Raw genomic sequence first — 20,531 nt, 5'->3', positions numbered from 1 at the left:
GGCAGCTTGATAAAAGTGAGTCCGGTATTGTACCGGGCTCATTTTTAATTCCTTTTTATCAGCATCATGAGAGTGAAAAAAATAGAATTCTCATTTTGTAAGAATAGTGAAATGAAAAAAATGATTATAAATAATGTAATGAAAATGACGTGAAATGGATTTTTTCGCTTTAAATTTCAAGTCGGTCACCTCGGTATACGTGTTCTTTAAATGAATTAAATCACAACATCCTAATAAAACGTGAGAATATGNNCATATTCTCACGTTTTATTATTCGTGTAAAATTTTTTGATAGGATACATGTAAATGAAATTTTTTAGTAGTGGAGTGACATGAAGTGACTTACAAGAATAGAAGTGTAGTGCTAGTCATAATGAGTTGTATGATCATTATGACTGGTTGTTCAAATAGGTTCGTTGAGGATGGAAATCGAAACCGTGTACTTGTACAAGCGAGTAAAGTTTTAGTAGAGGTTGTAAATAGAATATATAAAAGGTAAAAAGGTGTTTTCTCATATGAGAAAACACCTTTTTATAGTTAAAATTGAATACTGAAGTTTTGAAATGTGTGAATACCGGTTCCATGTTGAAATAGGTTTTTGTCACTTAAATATTGAATAGCATATTTTACTTTTTTCAATTCATAATTAGTTTAGTAAATACATTCGCTTTTGTTGTTTTAAGTCCTTTTTAAGGTTTTCTAATAGATGTTTTCATAAAAAGTTTGTAAAATAGGCAAACGAAATATTGAATTGTTTGATTTCGTTATGTTAAGATGGTGGAGTAATAATGAACGATATTGTAATTTGTTTGTGAAATTAATAAACCTTTTGGAGGATTGTTTAGTATGAGTGATATTTCAGAGAAGTTTTGGGATGCGTCAGTGGAGGAATTAAAGAAAGGGTATGTGTTTGATGAAGAAGCAGAGGAATATATTTGTTTAGCCTGTGGAGAAACGTTTATTAAAGGAGTTATTTATCAAGATAATCAAGTTTTGTATGAAGCGGAGAAGTTTGTGCAATTGCATATTCACAATGAGCATACATCTATGTTTGATTATTTATTAAATATGGATAAGAAATTTACAGGTTTAACGGATTTACAAAAGAAAATGGTTCAGTTTTTCTATATGGGACTGAATGATAAGGAAATTGTAAAAGAGATGGATGGCGGAAGCACGTCTACAATTCGCAATCATCGATTTACATTGCGAGAGAAAATGAAGCAAGCAAAAGTATTTTTAGCATTAATGGAATTATCAGAAGAAAAATCGAAAGTGCAAACGAAATTTGTACCAATTCATAGAACAGCTACGATGGTGGATGATCGATACAATATTACGGAGGAAGAAAATGATGAAGTCTTAAAAATACATTTTACAGAAGGATTGGATGGGCCGCTTTCTAAATTTCCGAAAAAGCAAAAGCGTAAGTTAATTATATTGCGTCACTTAGTGAAGAAGTTTGATAGTAATGAAAAGTATACTGAAAAAGAAGTAAACGCAGTTTTAGAAAATGTATATCCAGATTTTGTAACTTTAAGAAGATATTTAATCGAGTATGGTTTTTTAGATAGAACAGCCGATGGAAGCCAATATTGGGTGAAGTTATAATAATGCGGAGAGGAAATGAATAGAAGGATATAATTATAACAACCATACAAAGAGATAGAGGTTGCAAAACGGATTTTTATAAAAGGAGAAATGGAATTTGAAACCACCTACAGATCACAATGAAGAAGGTGTAGAATCACAGCAGTCAGAAAAGGAAAATAAACCGATATGGAAATCGATGTCCATGTTTTTAGTTCCGTTACTATTAAGTAATGTACTACAATCAGTTGGACAATTATTTGGTATGGTAGTAGTAGGAAGATGGCTTGGTGTAAATGATTTAGCGGCTATATCGGCATTCTTCCCATTATTTTTCCTACTTGTTTCATTTGTAATTGGAATTGGTTCTGGTAGTTCTATTTTAATTGGTCAGGCGTTTGGTGCTAAAAATGAAGAACGTTTAAAAGCTATCGTTGGTACGACGCTGACGTTTACTTTTATTATCGGAGTTGTGTTAGCGATAATAGGTAGTATTTTTGCGATGGATATTATGCGCCTTATGGGAACGCCAGAAAATATTATTGAAATAAGTGTACATTATGCACGGATATTATTTATATCGATGCCAGTATTATTTTTATATTTCGCATACACAACATTTATGAGAGGTACAGGAGATTCTAAAACGCCATTTTACTTTTTAATTGTAAGTACAGCGCTAAATATGATCTTATTACCAATTCTTATTTTTGGATGGTTAGGAGCTCCGAAATTAGATGTGTATGGGGCAGCCTATGCTTCTGTTATATCTACAGTTATTACGTTTATTGTCATGTTAGTGTATTTAAAGAAGAAAAATCACCCACTACAACTAGATACAACGGTAAGAAAATATCTTCGAATGGATTTGGAGTTATTAAAGCTATTGCTACGACTCGGTATTCCAGCGAGTATTAATATGATATTAGTTTCATTATCTGAAATTGCGGTAATCGCGTTTGTAAATCGTTACGGCTCGGATGCAACAGCAGCATATGGCGTCGTGAATCAAGTTGCAAGTTATGTACAAATGCCAGCCGTTAGTCTTGGTATTACAGTATCAATTTTTGCGGCACAATCAATTGGTGCGAACCAATTTGATCGATTGCAGAAAGTTGTTAAGGCTGGAATTATTATGAATTACATCATTGGCGGTGTATTGATATCTCTTATTTACTTGTTCTCAAGAGACATTCTAGCACTATTTTTAACAAGTCAAAATACAATTGAAATCGCCCATAGCCTAATCATGATTACATTATGGAGTTACTTAATTTTCGGTCATGCACAAATTATTAGTGCGACAATGCGAGCAAGTGGTACAGTACTATGGCCAACAGTAATCAGTGTTGTATCAATTTGGCTTGTTGAAGTACCTGTGGCGTATTATCTTTCTTACCATACGAGCCTTGGTATAGAAGGGATATGGATTGGGTACCCAGCGGCATTCATCGTCAGCTTAATATTACAGTATGCATATTATAAGCTTTCATGGCAGAAGAAACGAATTACACGATTAGTGAATTGAAAGATGAAAATGTCCCTAAGTCATATAGACTTAGGGACATTTTTTGTTGATGAATACTTATAAATAACTTTTTAAAGTTATGTCAAAGTGCTGTCTAAGGAGTTTTCCATTATTCATATAAAACTCCCAAGCTGTATCTGGCTTACCGATAATTTCAAATGAACCTTCTGTAATATATAAAGCGCAATTATCTTCTAGTGCAATGCCCTCTATATTACCTTGATGAGTTTGTAAAAACGTATGGAAGGCATTCATTCTATTTAATTGATTATAATGGGGGCAAAATCTTTTGTTAATAATACTCCATCCACTACTTTCTATATAGCCAGAACCTCCATAGTCTGAACGTATGCTAGATGTGAACCAGCACATAGCACCGGCACTATACCCAGCAATAAGTGTGCCACGTTTTAAAGCAAATAGTAACTTTTCATCTAATTTATGTTCTTTCCATTGTTCAAGCATGTGGACATAATTCCCACCGCCAAGATAAATTAAATCCGCAGAATGAATCATTTCATCTATTTCATATTTAGTAGGTGTTTCGGTTATAATACGTAAAATTTGAACCTCACAATGTAATTGCTTTTCAAATGTTTCTAAAAATAACTTTATATATCCTTCATCATCATGACTAGCTGTTGGAATGAATAATACTTTTGGGTATTGTTTATTTGTTAATGCTATAAGTCGTTCATTAATATGCAAGTGATGTGGATCTTGTAAATCACCGCCACCAATGACAGCTAATTTCATAGTAAAGCACCACCTAATAATATTTGTTATGTAAAAATTCGATAGTGGTGAGTTACATTCCTTCTGTGATTTAATGAATTAACATGCGGAATGAATAAGAGGAAATATGATAAAAAATATATCGGAATAATATAAAGTATCGATAGTTGTAGATAGAAAGGAATTATAAGCTGTTTATTGATATATAATACTGGATAATATTGTTTTAAAGTATGGAAACAATATGTTTAAATGAATATAACGACTTACGAATTAATATTGAAAGAGTGTTTATATATAAAAAAATGCAGGGAATAATAGGGGTTTCCAAAAAAGTTTTTTACTTTTTTTTGGGAAATGCATTACGATATGGTAAAATTATACCAATATATTTATTGACGTAGGATGAAAAGAGGGAGTGTGAAAGAGTGGATTTTCGATTTGAGTTTGCGGCGAAGGTGAAAGAATATTTAGATGATGAAAAAGATGAAAAAATAATAAAAGATGGACACAGAGATATAATTTTTCGATATTTATATCCGTTAGAGAGTGAAATTGGCATTTTCAAAAATCCTAACTTTACTTTTTTTGCATCAGGAAGACGTTCACATATAGTATTAGAAAACATTGAATTTAAAACAGAAGTAAATGTAGAAAGTAATATAATTGAAATTACAAAAATAGTTGATAATGTGGTTATACCATTAGATACTATCGTAGCAAAAGATCGAGAATTATTTGCACTTGGGCGTAATGAGAAATTTAGTGTGCAAATATTAGAATATTATCTTTATGATACATTTGGAGAGAAGTTAGGTTTACGATGAAACGAACGCGGTACAGATGTGGAGATTAGGATTCATTTAAGTATCAGTTGTTGACCTTCTATATATTTTATACTACAATCTGTAGTGTGAAAGGGGCCATACGATGTTTACTCAAAACTACAAGTTAAATGAGCAAGGGTTAAATCACTTTTTTGGACCTCTGGAAGCGAAAATAATGGAAATTGTTTGGGCTACTCAAGGTATTACCATTAAAGATGTGCAACAGAAATTAAGTGAAGAATCCCCAGTGAATTTTAATACTGTAATGACAGTTATGAACAGATTAGTAGAGAAAGCACATTTAGAAAAGCATATCGTGAAAAGAAGTGGTATGTATCATGCTGCACAAACGAAAGAAGCATTTCTATCTAATCAAACGAAGAAAATGACACAGGAATTAATGGGTGAATTTGGAGATCTTGTTGTGAACCATATGATAGATGAGTTAGAACAAGCTGATCCATCTTTAATAAAAAAATTAGAAGAGAAATTAAGTCAGCTAAAAAAAGAGGACCGATAAAATGAAGTGGCAAATGCGTAAAATCGTTTTGTTAGCAGTGACTATTAGTGTTCTTTTTTTTAGTATGTTAGTATACTACGTCACATACCCATTTCTTTTTCAAAATAAAGCATTTTTTCTTTCGCAATTTTGTTTATTTGAATTACAAAAGCATCTGAGGGGACTATCAATACTTCGTATAATGATAGCCGGATTACTGTTATTTACTGTAATCATTATAAGTAAAAGAATGTGGAAACAATTTTTTTATAGCAAAAAATTGAAAAGAAATCTCGTGTTTATTACTAGAAAAGGAAAGCCAGTGTACGTGTTATCAACGTTACAGATTACGGCATTTACAATTGGATTATTTCGGCCTAAAATTGTCATTTCAGAAGGGATGCTTCAGGCATTTTCAGAGGAAGAAATTGATGCGATTGTATTACATGAGGAATATCATCAAAAAAATCGAGATCCATTAAAGTTATTTGTCTTTACATTGTTAGCTGAAGGAATGATGTATATTCCTATATTAAAAGGACTGCTGCAACGTTATCAAGTATATCAAGAGCTATCAGCTGATAAATATGCGATGCAAAAAATGAAATCTTCATTCGAGCTAGGTAGTGCACTATTAAAGTTAATTAAAATAAAGACGATGGAAAATCAATGTATTACAGCGTCGTTTGCGAAAACCGCAATTAATTTACGAATTGAGCAAGTGTTGAATGAGGAAGTTGTTAAACTGAATATACCACTACATACAAATTCAGTATATGTAACGTTAGGGCTATTTTGTATGTCGATTGTACTTATTGTTGGAGAGTGCATATAGCCTCTTTTTTTATGATTTAACACTACTTATTGTAGTGCAAATAGGGGGAAGAAAAGTGAAGAAGTTAATTGCTATTATACTGGCCGGTGCACTTATTTGGGCTGGAGTTAACTTTTATAATTCAAAGAAAGAAGAAAAGGAAAGAAAAGCGAAACAAGCAGAATTGCAGGAAAAAGAAGTATTACCACAAGTAGGATTTAAAGCACCTGAAATAACATTAAAAGGGTTAGACGGGAAGTTATATTCATTAAATGATGCGAAGGAAAAACCGTATATTATTAATTTTTGGGCATCGTGGTGTGGCCCATGTGAAATGGAGGCACCTGACTTAGTTCATTTGTATGACAAATATAAAAAGGATGTTGAAATTTTTGCAGTAAATGCAACAATCGGGGATCCTGTACAAGAAGCGAGTGCATTTGCGGAGCGTCATGGATTTAAGTTTCCGGTTTTATTAGATATGGACGGAGTAGCTGGAATAGATTATAAAGTATTCTCGATACCAACGACGTTTTTTGTTAACAAAGATGGAATTATAGTAGACCAAGTACGAGGGGCACTACCTCCAGATCAATTAGAAGAGAAGTTTAAGAAATTAATTGAGAATTAAGAGAGGATTTCATAGTAATGGAGTGGATCGTGAGGTTACAACCCGTATCTCTAATAATTGGAAGTCTATTTGGACTTATGCTGATGAAACGAAAGATGAAGGGCCAAAATGTATCATATGAAAAGATGATGGATGCAGTAACGAATGGTTTTCTTATTATCGTATTTGTATGGAAATTTGCACCGGCAATTTTAAATCCAGTATGGGCTATAGAAGCACCATTGCAAGCATTATTGGCTGTAGGAAGTATGCAGCACATTATAATAGGATGCGTAATGGCGAGTATATACATTGTTTGGAAAAGTAAAAAGGAGCAATTTTCGCTTCGTATTTTACTTGATGCATTGCCTTTTGGACTATGTGTAAGTATTGTTTTTTATTTTCTATTTCATCAAAACATGGGTATACCAACGACGTTGCCTTGGGGGATGAAAATTTATGAATCTAAACTTTTATATCATCCTATCTTCGTATACGAAATTATACTCGCCTTTTGTATAATTGGCTTGTTATGGATGAGAAATGAAGAGTTAGGAAATGGAAAAAATATAAGTGTTTTTCTAATTGTTGAAGGATTTGCTCATATCATTATTTCACTTATTAGTGAACAAAATCCAGTTCTATTTGGTCTTTCAATACAGCAAATACTCAGTTTTTTTGTTATCAGTTTAGGGATAGTATTGATACCGAAAAAATAAAAAATAGCCATGTACGGAGAGAGTCCGCGTATGGCTATTTTTTATTGGTTATATTAAAAAATCGGCGGAGTAACAGAAAATAAGACAATCGCATTTTTCTCAAATTGATTTACCCATTTATGCTTTAAATAAGCAGGTATTTTTACACTGTCACCAGTTTCTAATATGTATTCTTCTTCATTTAAATGTAATGTAATGGTGCCATCCAATACGAAGGCTAATTCTTCTCCTTTATGTTCTAGAACATTTTCTGAGGATGCAGTATTCGGTGGAATAGTCATAATTGCGGTTGCTAAGTTTCCTGTGAAATCAGGCGAAAGCATTTCATATGATAAATTATCGATAATCATTTTCTTACGTTTATGAGAACGTACGATTAAATCATCTGTATTTGTTTCTTCAAGTAAAAAACTAAACGTTGGAACATCAAGTGCTTTTGCGAGTACTTTTAACGTTTGAATGGAAGGGTTAGCAGAACCACGTTCAATTTGGCTTAACATAGATGGTGTAATCTCAGCCATTCTTGCTAGTTCTTTACTAGTTAAACCTTTTTCTTTTCTTTGTTTTTCAATCTTTTTTCCAATATCTATATTTTCCATAACGTACTCTCCTTAATGATTATTAAATTATATTTAAATAAATTAAATTGAAATTAACTGAAACTGAATTTTATGTTAAACTATATTTAAATTAATTTAATTATAATTTATTGTATGGCGAGCTACAAGGACATGAGGAGGAAGAGGAATGAAGGAGATAGAGGTATTAAAAGAACGATTTCCATTAGTAAATAACCTGATTGCAACAGAAGAAGTATTTTGGGTAAACCCGAATATAGAAAAGTATGAAACGGCAATAAAAGATTCACCACTTAATGAAGAAGATGTAAAAGACGCGGAAGAGAGATTAAAGCGTTTTGCACCATATATCGCGAAGGTTTTTCCTGAAACGAAAGAAACGAGCGGTATTATAGAATCGCCTTTAGTGAACATCCCTTCTATGAAACAATCTTTAGAGAAAAACTACGGACAGCCAATATTAGGAGAATTATTATTAAAATGTGATAGTCATCTTCCGATATCAGGATCAATTAAAGCTAGAGGCGGCATTTATGAAGTATTGAAACATGCTGAACAATTAGCTCTGCAGCATGGAATGTTAACAGAGGAAGATGATTACTCCATTTTAGATAGTGATACATGTAGAGAGTTTTTTGCAACATATTCTATTGCGGTAGGTTCGACAGGAAACTTAGGACTAAGCATCGGGATTATGAGTGCGAAACTAGGTTTTAATGTAACTGTTCATATGTCAGCAGACGCGAAACAATGGAAAAAAGATTTATTAAGAAGTAAAGGTGTAAATGTTATTGAATATGAGGCTGATTATAGTAAAGCAGTAGAGGAAGGAAGAAGGCAAGCGGATGCTGATCCTAGCTGTTATTTTGTCGATGATGAAAACTCCCATGATTTATTTTTAGGATACGCAGTCGCAGCATCACGTTTACAAAAGCAATTAGAAGAGTTAAAGATTGTAGTCGATGAAGAGCATCCTTTATTCGTTTACCTTCCGTGCGGAGTAGGGGGCGGACCTGGCGGAGTAGCATTTGGCTTAAAGCTCTTGTTTAAAGATAACGTACATTGCTTCTTTGCAGAGCCGACACATTCACCATGTATGCTACTCGGATTAATGACAGGACTTCATGATAAAATTGCCGTTCAAGATATAGGTATTGATAATGTAACAGATGCAGACGGACTTGCGGTAGGAAGACCATCAGGATTTGTTGGGAAAACGATGGAACCATTTTTGAGTGGAAATTATACAGTAAGTGATGAAGAGTTATATAGATTGTTAAAAGAACTAGCTGATACGGAAAATATTTATTTAGAACCTTCTGCGTTAGCAGGTATGGTTGGGCCGGTAAAAGTATGTAAAGAAGATGAGTATTTACAAAAGCAACAGTTAACAGAGAAAGTGAAGAAAGGTACTCATATTGTGTGGGGAACGGGTGGTAGTATGGTTCCAAAAGACGTGATGAATGGGTATTATAAGAAAGGTTTAGAATTAACATTATAAGAAAAATGAGGCTAATTGTAGCCTCATTTTTTCATGTACATAAAAATCTTTGTTATTTTCACAATAGTTCTTTATAGTATATATAGAGGATAACTAATATTGAATAAATATAATAAAAAAGCTTTATTTTACATAATAAGAGGATGTGTATACGATGTCATTACAGACTAAATATATAGCGGGTATTTCGCTTGGGGTTATGGGAGTAGGCTTTGCGGCTTCTATCCCTTTTCAAGGAACGGTAGCTGGAGAGATTATACAAGGGGGATTTGAAGCTGGATTAGTTGGTGGACTTGCGGATTGGTTCGCAGTTACAGCATTATTCCGTCATCCGATGGGAATTCCAATCCCGCATACAGCATTATTACCTAAAAATCGTAAACGGGTAACGAAAGGACTCATCAATACGTTAGAAAATGAGTGGCTGACGAAAGAAAGTATTACGAATAAAGTAAAAGAAATGCAGCTAGCGCAAATGGTGCTGCAAATTGCTGAGAGAGAAATGCAGTCTGATGCTGTGAAAAAGGGGATTGTAACGATTGCGGAGAAAGCGATTGTTACAATAGATACGGAAAAGTTAGCTGTTATTATTGAAAAAGAATTAAAAACGTATTTGCATACAATTAATACAAGTAACATCTTACAAGTGCTTGTTGATCAATTAGTTGTGCAAGAATATGATGAAAAGACACTTGATTACATATTAGTAAAAGTAAAAGATTGGACAGCGCAAGATGAAGCACGTTACCAGCTCGGAAGCTTAGGTATGAAGGCGATGGAAAATATAAAAGTAGATGGATTCTTGCAGTTTACTTTAAAATCATTTATGAATATCGTAGATGAAGATAAAATTGGAGGCATTTTGCAGAAGTTTATCATTAGTAATATTAACAGCTTACAAGATGCTGATAATAGCACAAGACAACTTATATTAGCAAAAATTCGTCAAGAAATTATAAATGTAAAAGAAAATGAAGCTTTACTACAGGAATTAGAAAATTGGAAAGAAAAGTGGATTGCAAATTGGGATGGTACTGACAAAATAAAAGAGATGCTTGAGCAAGTAAAACAAAGAGCAGTTGCCTTTGTCAACAATGAAGAATTTGCTGATAAATATGTTCTTCCATTTTTACAAAAACAAATGAATAAAATAAAAGAAGACGAAATGACTGTTCAAAAAATAGAAGAGTGGTTACAAAATCAAGTTGTTACACTCGTTGAAAAGAATCATTCGAAAATCGGAAAGCTTGTGCAAGAAAACCTTGATAAGTTAGACGATAAAACATTAATCGAAATGATTGAAAATAATGTAGGTAAAGATTTACAGTGGATTCGAGTAAACGGTGCTGTTTGCGGATTTATGATTGGATTAGTATTAGAAGGAATTAAAGCGATTATATGAGAAAAACCTTCCACAATTGTGGAAGGTTTTTTATTTTTCAATAACACTCATATTTAAATTGTAAGCTTTCTCAATGTTTAGCTTGTACGTCCCATTTCCAGTTTTAATTGAACTTTTATACCAATGTTCTTGCTTGTCCAATTCTGGATTTTCTTCTGGAGAATTATTTTCTTTTTTCGTTAAATCTTCTACTTGTTCCCAAGGTGTATTTCCGATAGCTTCTTTTTGATTTGTTACTGCTGTTAGAGATACGTCACTTTCTTTTATTAAATGAACAGATACACCTGAGCTTTCTTGTACAAACCAATTGTTTTGTAATTGACCTGGATAAAGAGATAGATCTCGATTAGACGCACGAATTTCTACATGTTTCGTTTGTGGGAGTACAAGCGTCGGTTTTACTCGTGGTTCCTGACCAAACAGTCTTTGATGAAACGGTAATGACTTTAATGTTATATACATCGTTTCTCCAGTTGTTTGAACGGAAAGAAAATCTTCTTGTTTTAAATTGAGTTTTTCATTTCCTTTTGTCGTCATTTCATATGTTCCAAGAAGGCTAACTTCATTTGAATTCCTTCCGTCTATCGTTAGGGGATGGTTGTCTGTACCTGCATCCACGACAATTTTATTGATAGATTCAGGAATATCAAGTTTACTTTCTGGAATCGTGTTCGTTTGTCTAGTTGTATTAAAGGCGTAACGAACTTCTTCTAGTAATCCAGTTGATAATAAACAGTAAAAAGCAATTCCAACGCTTCCTAAAACTCCGATAAAGAAAATACTAAAAATATCATATTTAATAAAAGATTGTTCCTTCTTAGAAAGTAGAAGGTATAGTAAAATTTCAGCGCCAAGTATGATAAGTAAAACAGGCCACCACGCTGTAAGTGTATCTAATACTTGAACTCCTTTTACGACTGAATATAGTAAAAAGCACCCTAACAATATAATGGAAATACCCATTGAGAATGTTCCAACACGCCAAGTCCTCATTCTTTTGTCCCACCTTTGTTTTCTTTATTTCCAAGTAGCAATTTAAAGCCGCCACCAATTAAGAGGAGTGCAACAATAGATGTTTGGAAATAGCGATAATATAGTTCGCTAAGATGAATGTTAAATATAGTTGCAAAATAATCGTCCAAAATAGGAAGGAGTGTTTGATCTAATAATTGATAACTACCTAATGCAATTAATCCGATACCGATCCATCTTTGATGATTTATAAAATAATCGATGATAGGTTCGTCATGTACGCGTTCTTTTCCGTATTTTGCAGTTTGTTGTAACGCATCAAAAAAGCTATAAAACCAAATGATTGGTACTAAAAATAAGAACGCAGAAAGTCTTAATAAGTCGAGTAAATAAATTGATAGTAAAAAAGCTACCATAAGCTGAAGACCACGGCGCTGTAAGCCTAAATACATATGTCCTGCTCCAGGAAACATTGCTAAAATGGAAGCGAATGTTTTACTTTTCTTTCCTTGTTCTCGATGTTCTTCAAATTCTTCAAAAATAGTACGATCAACTAGTTGCTCACCACGTTCTTTTTTCTGGAGTTGTTGAACAACATCAAAGAAGTTGTAAATCCATAAAACAGGTAACGTAACAAGGAATATAAGAAAACTACCTTGGTTAGTTAATAATGTAACAAATATAATCATACTGCCTAGCCCTGCGCAAGCGACTAAAAATGTAAGACCGCGTTGCATAAGTCCTAGTTGGAAATGTCCAAGTCCAGGGATAATTGATAGGAGAATGATATAAAATCGTTCGCTCTCTTTAGAGGACCCTGTCAATTCTCCAGCTGCTTGTTTTTTCGATTGATTTACAATCGTGATAACTAAATCTAGTAAATTGATTATCCATAACACTACTAGTAAAAATAGGGAGAGAAAGGTAATCTCATGCTCTCCTAATTGTGTCGTCCAAACCACTGCAAAGGTAAATAGTAATAAAGCTCCTCCGCTATATAAAATAAAACCTCCAATTTTCTTTAAATATAAATGACCAAGCCCAGGAATTAGCCCTAATACAAGTGCTAAAAAGGGATTTTTATTCATGCTTTGAACCTCCGTCCTGCTTTGATGTGTGCGCTGCTTTGTTTACAATTTGTTGTGAAATAGAAGTTTCATTTTCTTTGGAAGATTTCTCGAAATTTGATGTCGCTGTGAAAATATATTGGAATAAACCACTTACCATAAAAATAATGGTAGCCGCAGTCGCAATTATGTAATGAATAATCGTGCGCTTTAGTGAGTTTGTTTTTATATTTTCATTAGGTTGTAACGTTTCAAAATGTATTTGCGTCATAACTTCGTTTGTAAATGAATCATCATTTATCATTGGAAGGTTTTCATGTTGCTCATCAATACTTTCCATATAAAGTGCTAAACAATGATCACATTCATAAAGGTGTGCTTCCATAGATTCATGTTCATTGTTTGCTAAAGTATCTAATGTATAATTGCGCCAATCTTCTTTTGAATAATGCATCATAGAAACTCTTCCTCCTTCCAATGTTTTTTAATCCATTTTCTTGCCCGATACAGTTTCATTTCGACTGTTTTCACTTCAATGTTTTCCTGTAAAGCAATTTCTTGATAGCTTTTTTCTTCTAAGTAATGTGCGAGAACGACGTCACGGTAATTTTCCGGGAGTTCTCTCAGCTTTTGAGCAATGAGTAATTTTTGCTCTTTCGTCAATAATAAAGCCTCAATATTATGAGAGGATTTTATATTTTCCTCAGTTTCTTTACATAAGGAGAGTTCTTCGTTTTCTTTAGCTTTCTTTCTCTTATAATCAATAGCGTGATTGGTGGCAATACGCGCCATCCACGTTTTTAATCCGCGAAATTGATAATTAGGGAGAGAAGCATGAACTTTTACGAATACTTCTTGTGTCACATCTTTCGCATCTTCTTCATGTCTTAAAATAGCAAAAATAATTTGGAAAATATAATGACGATATGTTTGGACAAGGGTGCGAAAAGCATGCTCACTACCTTGCTGTGCTTTTTCAATTAACTGTTTTTCTTCAATTGTGCTCTCCCTCCTTTTTGACGCATTCAATTATATAGACGTAAGAAACGAGAAGTCACCCTACACATGTTGTAAAAAAAGAATAATATATTTTTAGAGATGGGGCTATATGAAAAAGGTGTGAAAAAATGGTAGAGAGAAGTATATAATGAGCAAGTAGGAAATGTTACGCGGAGAAAGGATGTGAATGTTAGTAGGGAAGGCCCATACTAACAAACATGAAAATTAAAATATTAATAGCAGATGATAATTCTTTTATTAGAGAAGGCATGAAAATTATTTTAAATACATACGAAGAATTCGAAGTAGTAGATACTGTGAATGATGGGAAAGAAGCAGTGGAATATTGCAAGAAGAATGAAGTTGATATTGCACTTTTAGATGTTCGTATGCCGAACATGAATGGGGTAGAGGCGACGAAATTCATTTGTGAAGAGACGAAAACAAAGCCGCTTATTTTAACGACGTTTGATGATGATGAATATATTTTGGATGCAGTAAAAAACGGAGCGAAAGGTTATTTATTAAAAAATAATGATCCAGAGCGTATTCGTGATGCAATAAAAGGAGTATACAACGGTCAAACTGTTATGCAAGATGTCGTTCTTGATAAAATTAAGTCTAATTTAATGGAAAATAAAGAGGAAGAATCTAAAATTGATAAGAGCCTTTTCACAGAAAGAGAGCTTAGTATTATTGCATTAATTGCAAAAGGATTTTCGAATAAAGAAATTTCGAAGCAACTTTTCATATCGGAAGGAACAATCGCAAATTATATTACATCAGTTTTAGGGAAAACTGGACTAGAACATCGCACGCAAATTGCGATTTATTACTTAACAGGGAAAGTAGATTAATGTTATGGAATTTTGGTTAACTATAAGTAAATTAATTGTATTTATATATATTGTGTGTAGTTATATTTACGCAAATGTTGCAAACTTACCATGGATTATATTTACACTGCTTATATACCTTTCAGTAAACGTAATGATCTCTATATTAAAAAAAGATACATACAAAAGGGTTTTAATTTGTGTGTCAATTGGTGTAGTAATTTTATTTACATGGAAGGTGCATCCGTTTTTTATTTTGTTTTTACCTTTGAACTTATACGAAATTACATCAAATTATATAGAGGGGAAATGGCAGCTCTTTTTCATTATGATGCTCCCAATTACTATTACAGATGAAAATATTCGAATGACGTATGGATTAATTGTTGCATTTTCTTTTCTCATTTTAACTATGGCAGATCGTTATATCGCTCGAGTATTAAAGCTTGAATCACAAAATGATAAGATGCGAAAAGATATGCAACGACTGACGAAAAGTTTACATGAAAATAAAGAGTACATAAGGCAATCAGAGTACACGTTTAAGTTAGAAGAGAGAAATCGGTTATCACAAGAAATTCATGATAAAATCGGTCACTCGATGACAGGTGCACTTATTCAAATGGAAGCAGCGAAGAGATTAATGGAAATAGATAAAGTAAAATCTGCGGAGTTATTACAAAATGCCATTCACATTTCGAAAGATGGCATTGAAAGCATTCGGGTTACATTAAAAAACATGAAGCCACCAACAGAGCAAATTGGCATTCATCGTATGAAATTATTCATAGAGGAATTTGCAGGTAAGCATGATGTGAACATTCCTTTCGTTTATAAAGGCAACTTAGAGATGATTTCTCCGATTCAGTGGAAGATTATCGGTGAAAACGTTACGGAGGCGTTAACAAATGCAATGAAATACGCTGATGCGACAGTTATTTCTATAGATATTCATGTGCTTAACAAGATGGTTAAAGTGCAAGTGAAGGATAATGGAAAAGGTGCAGTGCTTGTGAAAAAAGGTCTCGGTATTATGGGTATGGAGGAGAGAACAGCGTCTGTAAACGGCAAAATTATTGTAGATGGGACAAGTGGTTTTTCAGTAACGATGTTGTTACCAATATAGGAAAGTGTGATGAGGATGAATCATCTCATATGAAAAAAGTGAATATTCTCATGTGAAAAGAATGAAGTTCTGCACTGAGCAGGTTCATTCTTTTTGTTTATACTGATAGCAGAGAAACCGAAATAGGGGTGAAATGATGAATACATTAGAAATTAAAAATTTAACGAAAAAATTTGGTGATTTCATCGCGGTAGATAATATGTCTTTATCTATTAAAGAAGGAGAAATATTTGGCTTTTTAGGATCAAATGGTGCTGGTAAAAGCACAACAATTAATATGATTGCTGGCTTGTTAAGAAGTAATGAAGGTGAAATTAGCATACTAGGAAAAAATATAAAGAAACATAATCGATTTGCGAAAATGAACATCGGTATTGTTCCGCAAGATATTGCGATTTATGAAGAGCTAACCGCCTATGAAAATGTGAAATTCTTTGCTGGATTGTACGGATTAAGAGGGGCTGAACTAAAGGCGAGAGTAGAGGAAGCACTTCAATTTGTAGGTCTAAGTGATAAACATAAAAGCTATCCGAAAAACTTTTCTGGCGGAATGAAGAGAAGATTGAATATCGCTTGTGCAATTGCCCATAGACCAAAGTTAATTATTATGGATGAACCGACAGTTGGAATTGATCCGCAGTCAAGAAACTATATTCTCCAATCTGTCCGAAAACTAAATGAAATGGGGAGTACGATTATTTATACGAGTCACTACATGGAAGAGGTAGAGGAGATTTGTACGAAAATAGCAATTGTAGATCACGGTAAAGTAATTGCAGAAGGCACAAAAGAACAGTTAAAAGCGATTATTACCGATACGAAAGATATTTGGATCGAAGTGAAGTCAGTAGAAAACTTAGATGTAGAAAAATTAAAAGAGATAAGTGGTGTGAAAGCTGTTCAAATCGAAGAGAACGTAATTAAAGTGAATTCTGATGCAGGATTAAATAATTTAAATAAAATTATTCAACATTGTATTAATCACGATATTGAAATTCGTTCGTTAGAGGAGCAGGCTCCGAACTTAGAAACAGTATTCCTTACGTTGACTGGAAGAAATTTACGAGATAAATAAAGGGAAATGAAGAAAAGGTAAAGGGAGGTTCATCAATTGAACATCTTCAATATTGCAGTTATGCATATTAAAAGAGATTTCAGGGACATAAGAACTTTAGTTTTTATGTTAGCATTTCCGATTGTGCTTATGCTTGTGTTAGGAACAGCGTTAAGTAACGCGTTTAATAGCGATAGTCAATCGATTAAGGATATACAAGTGCTATACAAAGATGAAGCAAGTAGTACGTTTTCTCAATCGTTTGAAGCATTTACGAAAGAAGTCGATAAATCAGGTATTCATTTTAAAAAGGTTTCTGAGGGCATAGATGGGAAAGAAGAAGTGAAGCAAAATAAATATGCTGCCTATATAGAACTAAATAAAGATGGTGCGAAATTTTATGGAAGCGAAAGAAGTAGTATTGAGGGAAGTATAGTGGAAGGAATACTTACAACATTTGTTGATAAGTACAATGTAGCGATCGAAGTTGCGAAAGTAGATCCAAGTAAGGTTAACGCAGTTATTTCAAACGGAAATCATAACGATTATATAAAAGAAACATCCTTACAAGCTGCTAAAAAACCAGGTTCTATGGATTACTATGCAGTTGTAATGACGACGATGATAGCATTGTATGCTGCAATGGGAGCGAGTTCTTTAATTAGAGGAGAACGAGTACGTAAAACAGGAGATCGATTGATTGCAGCGCCAATAAGTAAGGCTGAAATTTTCATTGGAAAAGTGCTAGGCAGTCTAGTAGCGAACGCACTGTGTATATTACTTGTCATTTTATTTAGCAAATTTGTTTTTCAAGCGAATTGGGGCGACCATCTTGGAATCATATTTATTATTTTATTAACACAAGTCTTTCTAGCAATTAGCTTCGGTTTAGGGATTGGATATATTACAAAAACAGCTGAATCATCGAGAGCAATTATTCTTGTAGTAGTGCAATTAGCTTCTATTTTTGGCGGAGCATACTTCGTAGTAGAAGAAAATGTCGTTACGAACTTATCACCATTAACGTGGGCAAATACAGCTGTTATGAAAATTATTTATGCGAATGATGTAGGGGCAGCATTGCCGGTAATATGTTTAAACCTTGGGATTTCAGCACTCTTTTTAATCATTGCGATTATTGCATTACGTAGACGGGAGGGGCTATAGTATGAAAGATATTTTATGGCTCATACAAAAAACGTTATCTGTACTTTTGAAAAATAAAAAAAGTTTACTCATTATTATTAGCTTGCCGATAATAGGGACGCTCCTCTCCTTTTCGATATACGGAAATGTAGGGCAAGGAACGTTAAATATTGGGGTTATAAATAAAGAAAATCAGCCGATAGCAAATGACACAGTGAAATTTTTAGAAGGGTTAAATCATGTAAATGTGAGTAAGATTAAAGAATCTGAAATAGAAGATAAACTCACCTCAAAAAAACTTGATGGTGTGATTACATTAGAGTCTGGTTTTTCCGAAAGTGTTCGGGAAGGGAAGCCGAGTCACATTGAGATTTCATCGATTAAAGGCGATCAAGTAACGGGATTTATAAAATCATATTTATATAACTATGTTGATAACATCTCTGCGATTAGTAAAGTGGCAGGGGCGGATCAAAGTACATTTGATACTATGTACGCCGGTTATCAAAAAAGTTCATTTAAAGTAAAGTCTGAGACGCTTGAAGATACTTCAAAAAATAAAGATATGACAAATCAAACGATGGGCTATCTTATTATGTTTATGCTATTTTCAGCAGCGAACTTATCAGGTTATATTTTAAAAGAAAAAGAGAATAGAACGTATTTTAGATTATTATCGACGCCGATAGATGGGAAGAAATTTATATTATCTAATGTCGGGGTAAATATGATGATATTAACAGTGCAAATTATGATCACAATCCTATTTCTAACGAATGTTTTTCATACGAATATCAATATGCCTTTCATAGTGATGATTGGTGTACTAATGATATTTGCTTTAGTAGCGGTTGGAATGTCATTAGTAATTGTCGCTTTTTCGAAAAATTCAGCAACTGCAAATACGATGCAAAATATGGTCATTGTACCAACATGTTTACTTGCTGGATGCTATTTTCCGTATGACATTATGCCAAAAGCGGTACAAAAAGTAGCTGACTTTCTTCCACAACGATGGTTGTTAGACACAGTATCAAAACTACAACAAGGAATACCGCTCTCGGAGTTGTATTTAAACATTCTAATTTTATTCGCATTCGCGATTGCATTCTTCCTAATTGCCATTTATAAGTTTGGAAGAAATAATGATGCAAGGAATTTTGTTTAATATAAAAAAGGGTGTGACGCTAAGTCACATCCTTTTTGTATGAAGCATGAAATCTAAATTTGAATGACAAAATAGAAGGGTGGAAAGAAAATAAGCGGAAGGAAATCAAAATGATTAAAAAAATATTGCGAGTTACTTCTATTATTATTGCTATTTGCGTTTTTATTTTAATTTGGATGCATATAGATGTTACCCTCGGCAGGAAAATGGAAGCCGGGAAAAATATGCCGACAGAGTATGCGCCTCATTATAGTGACTTTCAATTATATGTAGAAGGAAAGCCTTTTTATAAACAGTTATTTACGGATATAAAAGAAGCGAAAAGTTCTATTTACACGTATTTTTTTATTTTGTCGGATGATAAAAGTAGCTATACTTTTTTAAACTTATTAAAAGAGAGGGCAAAAGAAGGAGTAAACGTATATTTATCAGTTGATCGCATTAATGATTTATCATTTGAAAAAAAAATGATAAATGAATTGCGGGAAAGTGGTGTACATTTTACATATAGTAGAAAACCCGAATTGCCATTTGGATTTTATTCACTACATCACCGTAATCATCGCCGTATTACAACGATTGATGGGGAGATTGGATATACAGGTGGTTTTAATATAGGAGATGAGTACTTAGGAAAAGATAAGCGATTTGGATATTGGCGTGACTATCATGTGCGGATAAAAGGAGAAGGAGCGAAAGATTTAGAAGAGCAATTCGCTTTAGATTGGAAACGAGATACGAAAGAACATATAAAGAGAAGTACGAATAAAGCTAGTAAAGGGGACACGTTACATACGATGGCTAGTTACAATGGGCATCACGTCGCTGAAAAATATGTTGAGTTAATAAACCAAGCGAAGCATTCGGTTGTCGTTACGACGCCGTATTTTATAGCGAAAAATAAAGGATTAATGAACGCTTTAATCGCGGCACAAAAACGTGGCGTCACAGTAAAAATACTTTGGTCATATAAACCAGACATTCCTCTTATTAAAGAGGCGGCATATCCTTACATACGTCAAGCTGTTAATAATGGGATTACTGTATACGGTTATAAAAAAGGGATGTTTCATGGAAAGTTAATGCTGATTGATAATGAATTAACCGTTATCGGTACAACGAACATAACTGCACGTAGCTTCTATATAAATGATGAGATGAATTTGTATATTCATGGTGGAACTATCGTATCAGAAGTGAATAAGGCATTAGCGCAAGATTTTCATGATTCGAAAGAAATGACGAAAGAGTTTTTTGATAACTTATCTTTTTGGGAGCGTTGTAAGGAGAAGGTGGGGGGATTGGTTGATTTTTATTTGTGATGAGAAAGGAGGAAAGGGTGTCTATAAAAGACACCCTT

21 protein-coding genes and 2 pseudogenes are annotated in these 20,531 nt (G+C 33.4%); 15 read left to right on the top strand and 8 right to left on the bottom strand.

Going from position 1 to position 20,531, the window contains the following annotated elements; translation table 11 throughout:
* Nucleotides 1-56: 56 nt before the first annotated feature.
* Both COC96_RS28665 and COC96_RS27895 read right to left on the bottom strand, forming a co-directional pair.
* Nucleotides 57-180, bottom strand: a pseudogene (locus tag COC96_RS28665) (PH domain-containing protein); the annotation flags it as partial.
* 357 nt (nucleotides 181-537) lie between these two features.
* Nucleotides 538-639, bottom strand: a pseudogene (locus COC96_RS27895) (MBL fold metallo-hydrolase); the annotation flags it as partial.
* A gap of 207 nt (nucleotides 640-846) precedes the next feature.
* Here COC96_RS27895 and COC96_RS04065 point away from each other — a divergent pair.
* Nucleotides 847-1,611 carry a DUF2087 domain-containing protein gene (locus tag COC96_RS04065; RefSeq protein ID WP_097902197.1) on the top strand — a complete coding sequence of 255 codons (765 nt, stop codon included), beginning with the start codon at nucleotides 847-849 and terminating at the stop codon, nucleotides 1,609-1,611.
* A 97-nt stretch (nucleotides 1,612-1,708) separates the two neighbouring features.
* On the top strand, nucleotides 1,709-3,118 hold the full coding sequence (locus COC96_RS04060) for an MATE family efflux transporter (protein WP_098267380.1): 1,410 nt from the start codon (nucleotides 1,709-1,711) through the stop codon (nucleotides 3,116-3,118).
* A gap of 57 nt (nucleotides 3,119-3,175) precedes the next feature.
* Here the strand turns inward: COC96_RS04060 and COC96_RS04055 are convergent, their stop codons facing one another.
* Nucleotides 3,176-3,874 (bottom strand): peptidase E, encoded by a 699-nt coding sequence (locus COC96_RS04055; RefSeq protein WP_098768360.1) that lies wholly within the window; start codon nucleotides 3,872-3,874, stop codon nucleotides 3,176-3,178.
* A gap of 407 nt (nucleotides 3,875-4,281) precedes the next feature.
* Here COC96_RS04055 and COC96_RS04050 point away from each other — a divergent pair, with 407 nt between their 5' ends.
* From COC96_RS04050 to COC96_RS04030, 5 genes are all read left to right on the top strand, one after another.
* Nucleotides 4,282-4,680, top strand: a complete 399-nt coding sequence (locus COC96_RS04050; RefSeq protein WP_097902194.1) for a DUF3942 family protein — start codon at nucleotides 4,282-4,284, stop codon at nucleotides 4,678-4,680.
* Nucleotides 4,681-4,783: 103 nt separating this feature from the next.
* The gene (locus COC96_RS04045; RefSeq protein ID WP_098768359.1) at nucleotides 4,784-5,200 is read left to right on the top strand and encodes a BlaI/MecI/CopY family transcriptional regulator; all 417 of its coding nucleotides are present in this window, start codon (nucleotides 4,784-4,786) and stop codon (nucleotides 5,198-5,200) included.
* A gap of 1 nt (nucleotide 5,201) precedes the next feature.
* The gene (locus tag COC96_RS04040; RefSeq protein ID WP_098267383.1) at nucleotides 5,202-6,014 is read left to right on the top strand and encodes a M56 family metallopeptidase; all 813 of its coding nucleotides are present in this window, start codon (nucleotides 5,202-5,204) and stop codon (nucleotides 6,012-6,014) included.
* Nucleotides 6,015-6,069: 55 nt separating this feature from the next.
* The gene (locus COC96_RS04035) at nucleotides 6,070-6,624 is read left to right on the top strand and encodes a TlpA family protein disulfide reductase (protein ID WP_098267384.1); all 555 of its coding nucleotides are present in this window, start codon (nucleotides 6,070-6,072) and stop codon (nucleotides 6,622-6,624) included.
* Between the two features lie 17 nt (nucleotides 6,625-6,641).
* Nucleotides 6,642-7,322 (top strand): prolipoprotein diacylglyceryl transferase family protein, encoded by a 681-nt coding sequence (locus COC96_RS04030; RefSeq protein WP_142339950.1) that lies wholly within the window; start codon nucleotides 6,642-6,644, stop codon nucleotides 7,320-7,322.
* A gap of 53 nt (nucleotides 7,323-7,375) precedes the next feature.
* Here COC96_RS04030 and COC96_RS04025 read toward each other — a convergent pair whose 3' ends face one another.
* Nucleotides 7,376-7,921: a helix-turn-helix domain-containing protein gene (locus COC96_RS04025; RefSeq protein ID WP_098267386.1), complete on the bottom strand. Its 546-nt coding sequence runs from the start codon at nucleotides 7,919-7,921 to the stop codon at nucleotides 7,376-7,378.
* Between the two features lie 148 nt (nucleotides 7,922-8,069).
* On the opposite strand from COC96_RS04025, the gene COC96_RS04020 reads away from it, so the two are divergent.
* Both COC96_RS04020 and COC96_RS04015 read left to right on the top strand, forming a co-directional pair.
* Nucleotides 8,070-9,401: a D-serine ammonia-lyase gene (locus COC96_RS04020; RefSeq protein ID WP_098768357.1), complete on the top strand. Its 1,332-nt coding sequence runs from the start codon at nucleotides 8,070-8,072 to the stop codon at nucleotides 9,399-9,401.
* Between the two features lie 154 nt (nucleotides 9,402-9,555).
* Nucleotides 9,556-10,803 carry a DUF445 domain-containing protein gene (locus COC96_RS04015; RefSeq protein ID WP_098267388.1) on the top strand — a complete coding sequence of 416 codons (1,248 nt, stop codon included), beginning with the start codon at nucleotides 9,556-9,558 and terminating at the stop codon, nucleotides 10,801-10,803.
* Between the two features lie 30 nt (nucleotides 10,804-10,833).
* Here COC96_RS04015 and exsE read toward each other — a convergent pair whose 3' ends face one another.
* From exsE to COC96_RS03995, 4 genes are read right to left on the bottom strand one after another with little or no spacing between them, the layout of a single operon-like run.
* Nucleotides 10,834-11,796, bottom strand: a complete 963-nt coding sequence (gene exsE / locus COC96_RS04010; RefSeq protein WP_098768356.1) for an exosporium protein ExsE — start codon at nucleotides 11,794-11,796, stop codon at nucleotides 10,834-10,836.
* A complete protein-coding gene (locus COC96_RS04005) occupies nucleotides 11,793-12,863 on the bottom strand; it encodes a hypothetical protein (protein WP_098267390.1) in 1,071 nt (356 codons plus the stop codon). The genes exsE and COC96_RS04005 overlap by 4 nt, the downstream gene beginning before the upstream one ends.
* Nucleotides 12,856-13,299, bottom strand: coding sequence for a hypothetical protein (locus COC96_RS04000; protein ID WP_098768355.1), 444 nt, complete (start codon nucleotides 13,297-13,299; stop codon nucleotides 12,856-12,858). Before COC96_RS04000 ends, COC96_RS04005 begins: the two co-directional genes overlap by 8 nt.
* The gene (locus COC96_RS03995) at nucleotides 13,296-13,871 is read right to left on the bottom strand and encodes an RNA polymerase sigma factor (RefSeq protein ID WP_257201474.1); all 576 of its coding nucleotides are present in this window, start codon (nucleotides 13,869-13,871) and stop codon (nucleotides 13,296-13,298) included. The genes COC96_RS04000 and COC96_RS03995 overlap by 4 nt, the downstream gene beginning before the upstream one ends.
* A 188-nt stretch (nucleotides 13,872-14,059) precedes the next feature.
* Between COC96_RS03995 and COC96_RS03985 the strand changes: the two genes are divergently transcribed.
* From COC96_RS03985 to cls, 6 genes are all read left to right on the top strand, one after another.
* The gene (locus COC96_RS03985; RefSeq protein WP_098267392.1) at nucleotides 14,060-14,698 is read left to right on the top strand and encodes a response regulator transcription factor; all 639 of its coding nucleotides are present in this window, start codon (nucleotides 14,060-14,062) and stop codon (nucleotides 14,696-14,698) included.
* 4 nt (nucleotides 14,699-14,702) lie between these two features.
* A complete protein-coding gene (locus tag COC96_RS03980; protein ID WP_098267393.1) occupies nucleotides 14,703-15,803 on the top strand; it encodes a sensor histidine kinase in 1,101 nt (366 codons plus the stop codon).
* Nucleotides 15,804-15,939: 136 nt separating this feature from the next.
* Entirely contained in the window at nucleotides 15,940-16,878 is a 939-nt protein-coding gene (locus COC96_RS03975) for an ABC transporter ATP-binding protein (protein ID WP_098267394.1), read from the top strand.
* Between the two features lie 36 nt (nucleotides 16,879-16,914).
* Complete coding sequence (locus COC96_RS03970; protein ID WP_098267395.1) at nucleotides 16,915-18,024, top strand: ABC transporter permease; 1,110 nt, start codon at nucleotides 16,915-16,917, stop codon at nucleotides 18,022-18,024.
* 1 nt (nucleotide 18,025) lies between these two features.
* Nucleotides 18,026-19,171 carry an ABC transporter permease gene (locus COC96_RS03965; RefSeq protein ID WP_098267396.1) on the top strand — a complete coding sequence of 382 codons (1,146 nt, stop codon included), beginning with the start codon at nucleotides 18,026-18,028 and terminating at the stop codon, nucleotides 19,169-19,171.
* A gap of 110 nt (nucleotides 19,172-19,281) precedes the next feature.
* Nucleotides 19,282-20,493: a cardiolipin synthase gene (cls, locus tag COC96_RS03960; RefSeq protein ID WP_142339949.1), complete on the top strand. Its 1,212-nt coding sequence runs from the start codon at nucleotides 19,282-19,284 to the stop codon at nucleotides 20,491-20,493.
* Nucleotides 20,494-20,531: the final 38 nt, after the last annotated feature.

It is taken from the genome of Bacillus cereus (genome assembly GCF_002577405.1).
GTDB classification, from domain to species: Bacteria; Bacillota; Bacilli; order Bacillales; family Bacillaceae_G; genus Bacillus_A; species Bacillus_A cereus_AU.
This window is presented reverse-complemented; position numbering and strand designations above follow the sequence as displayed.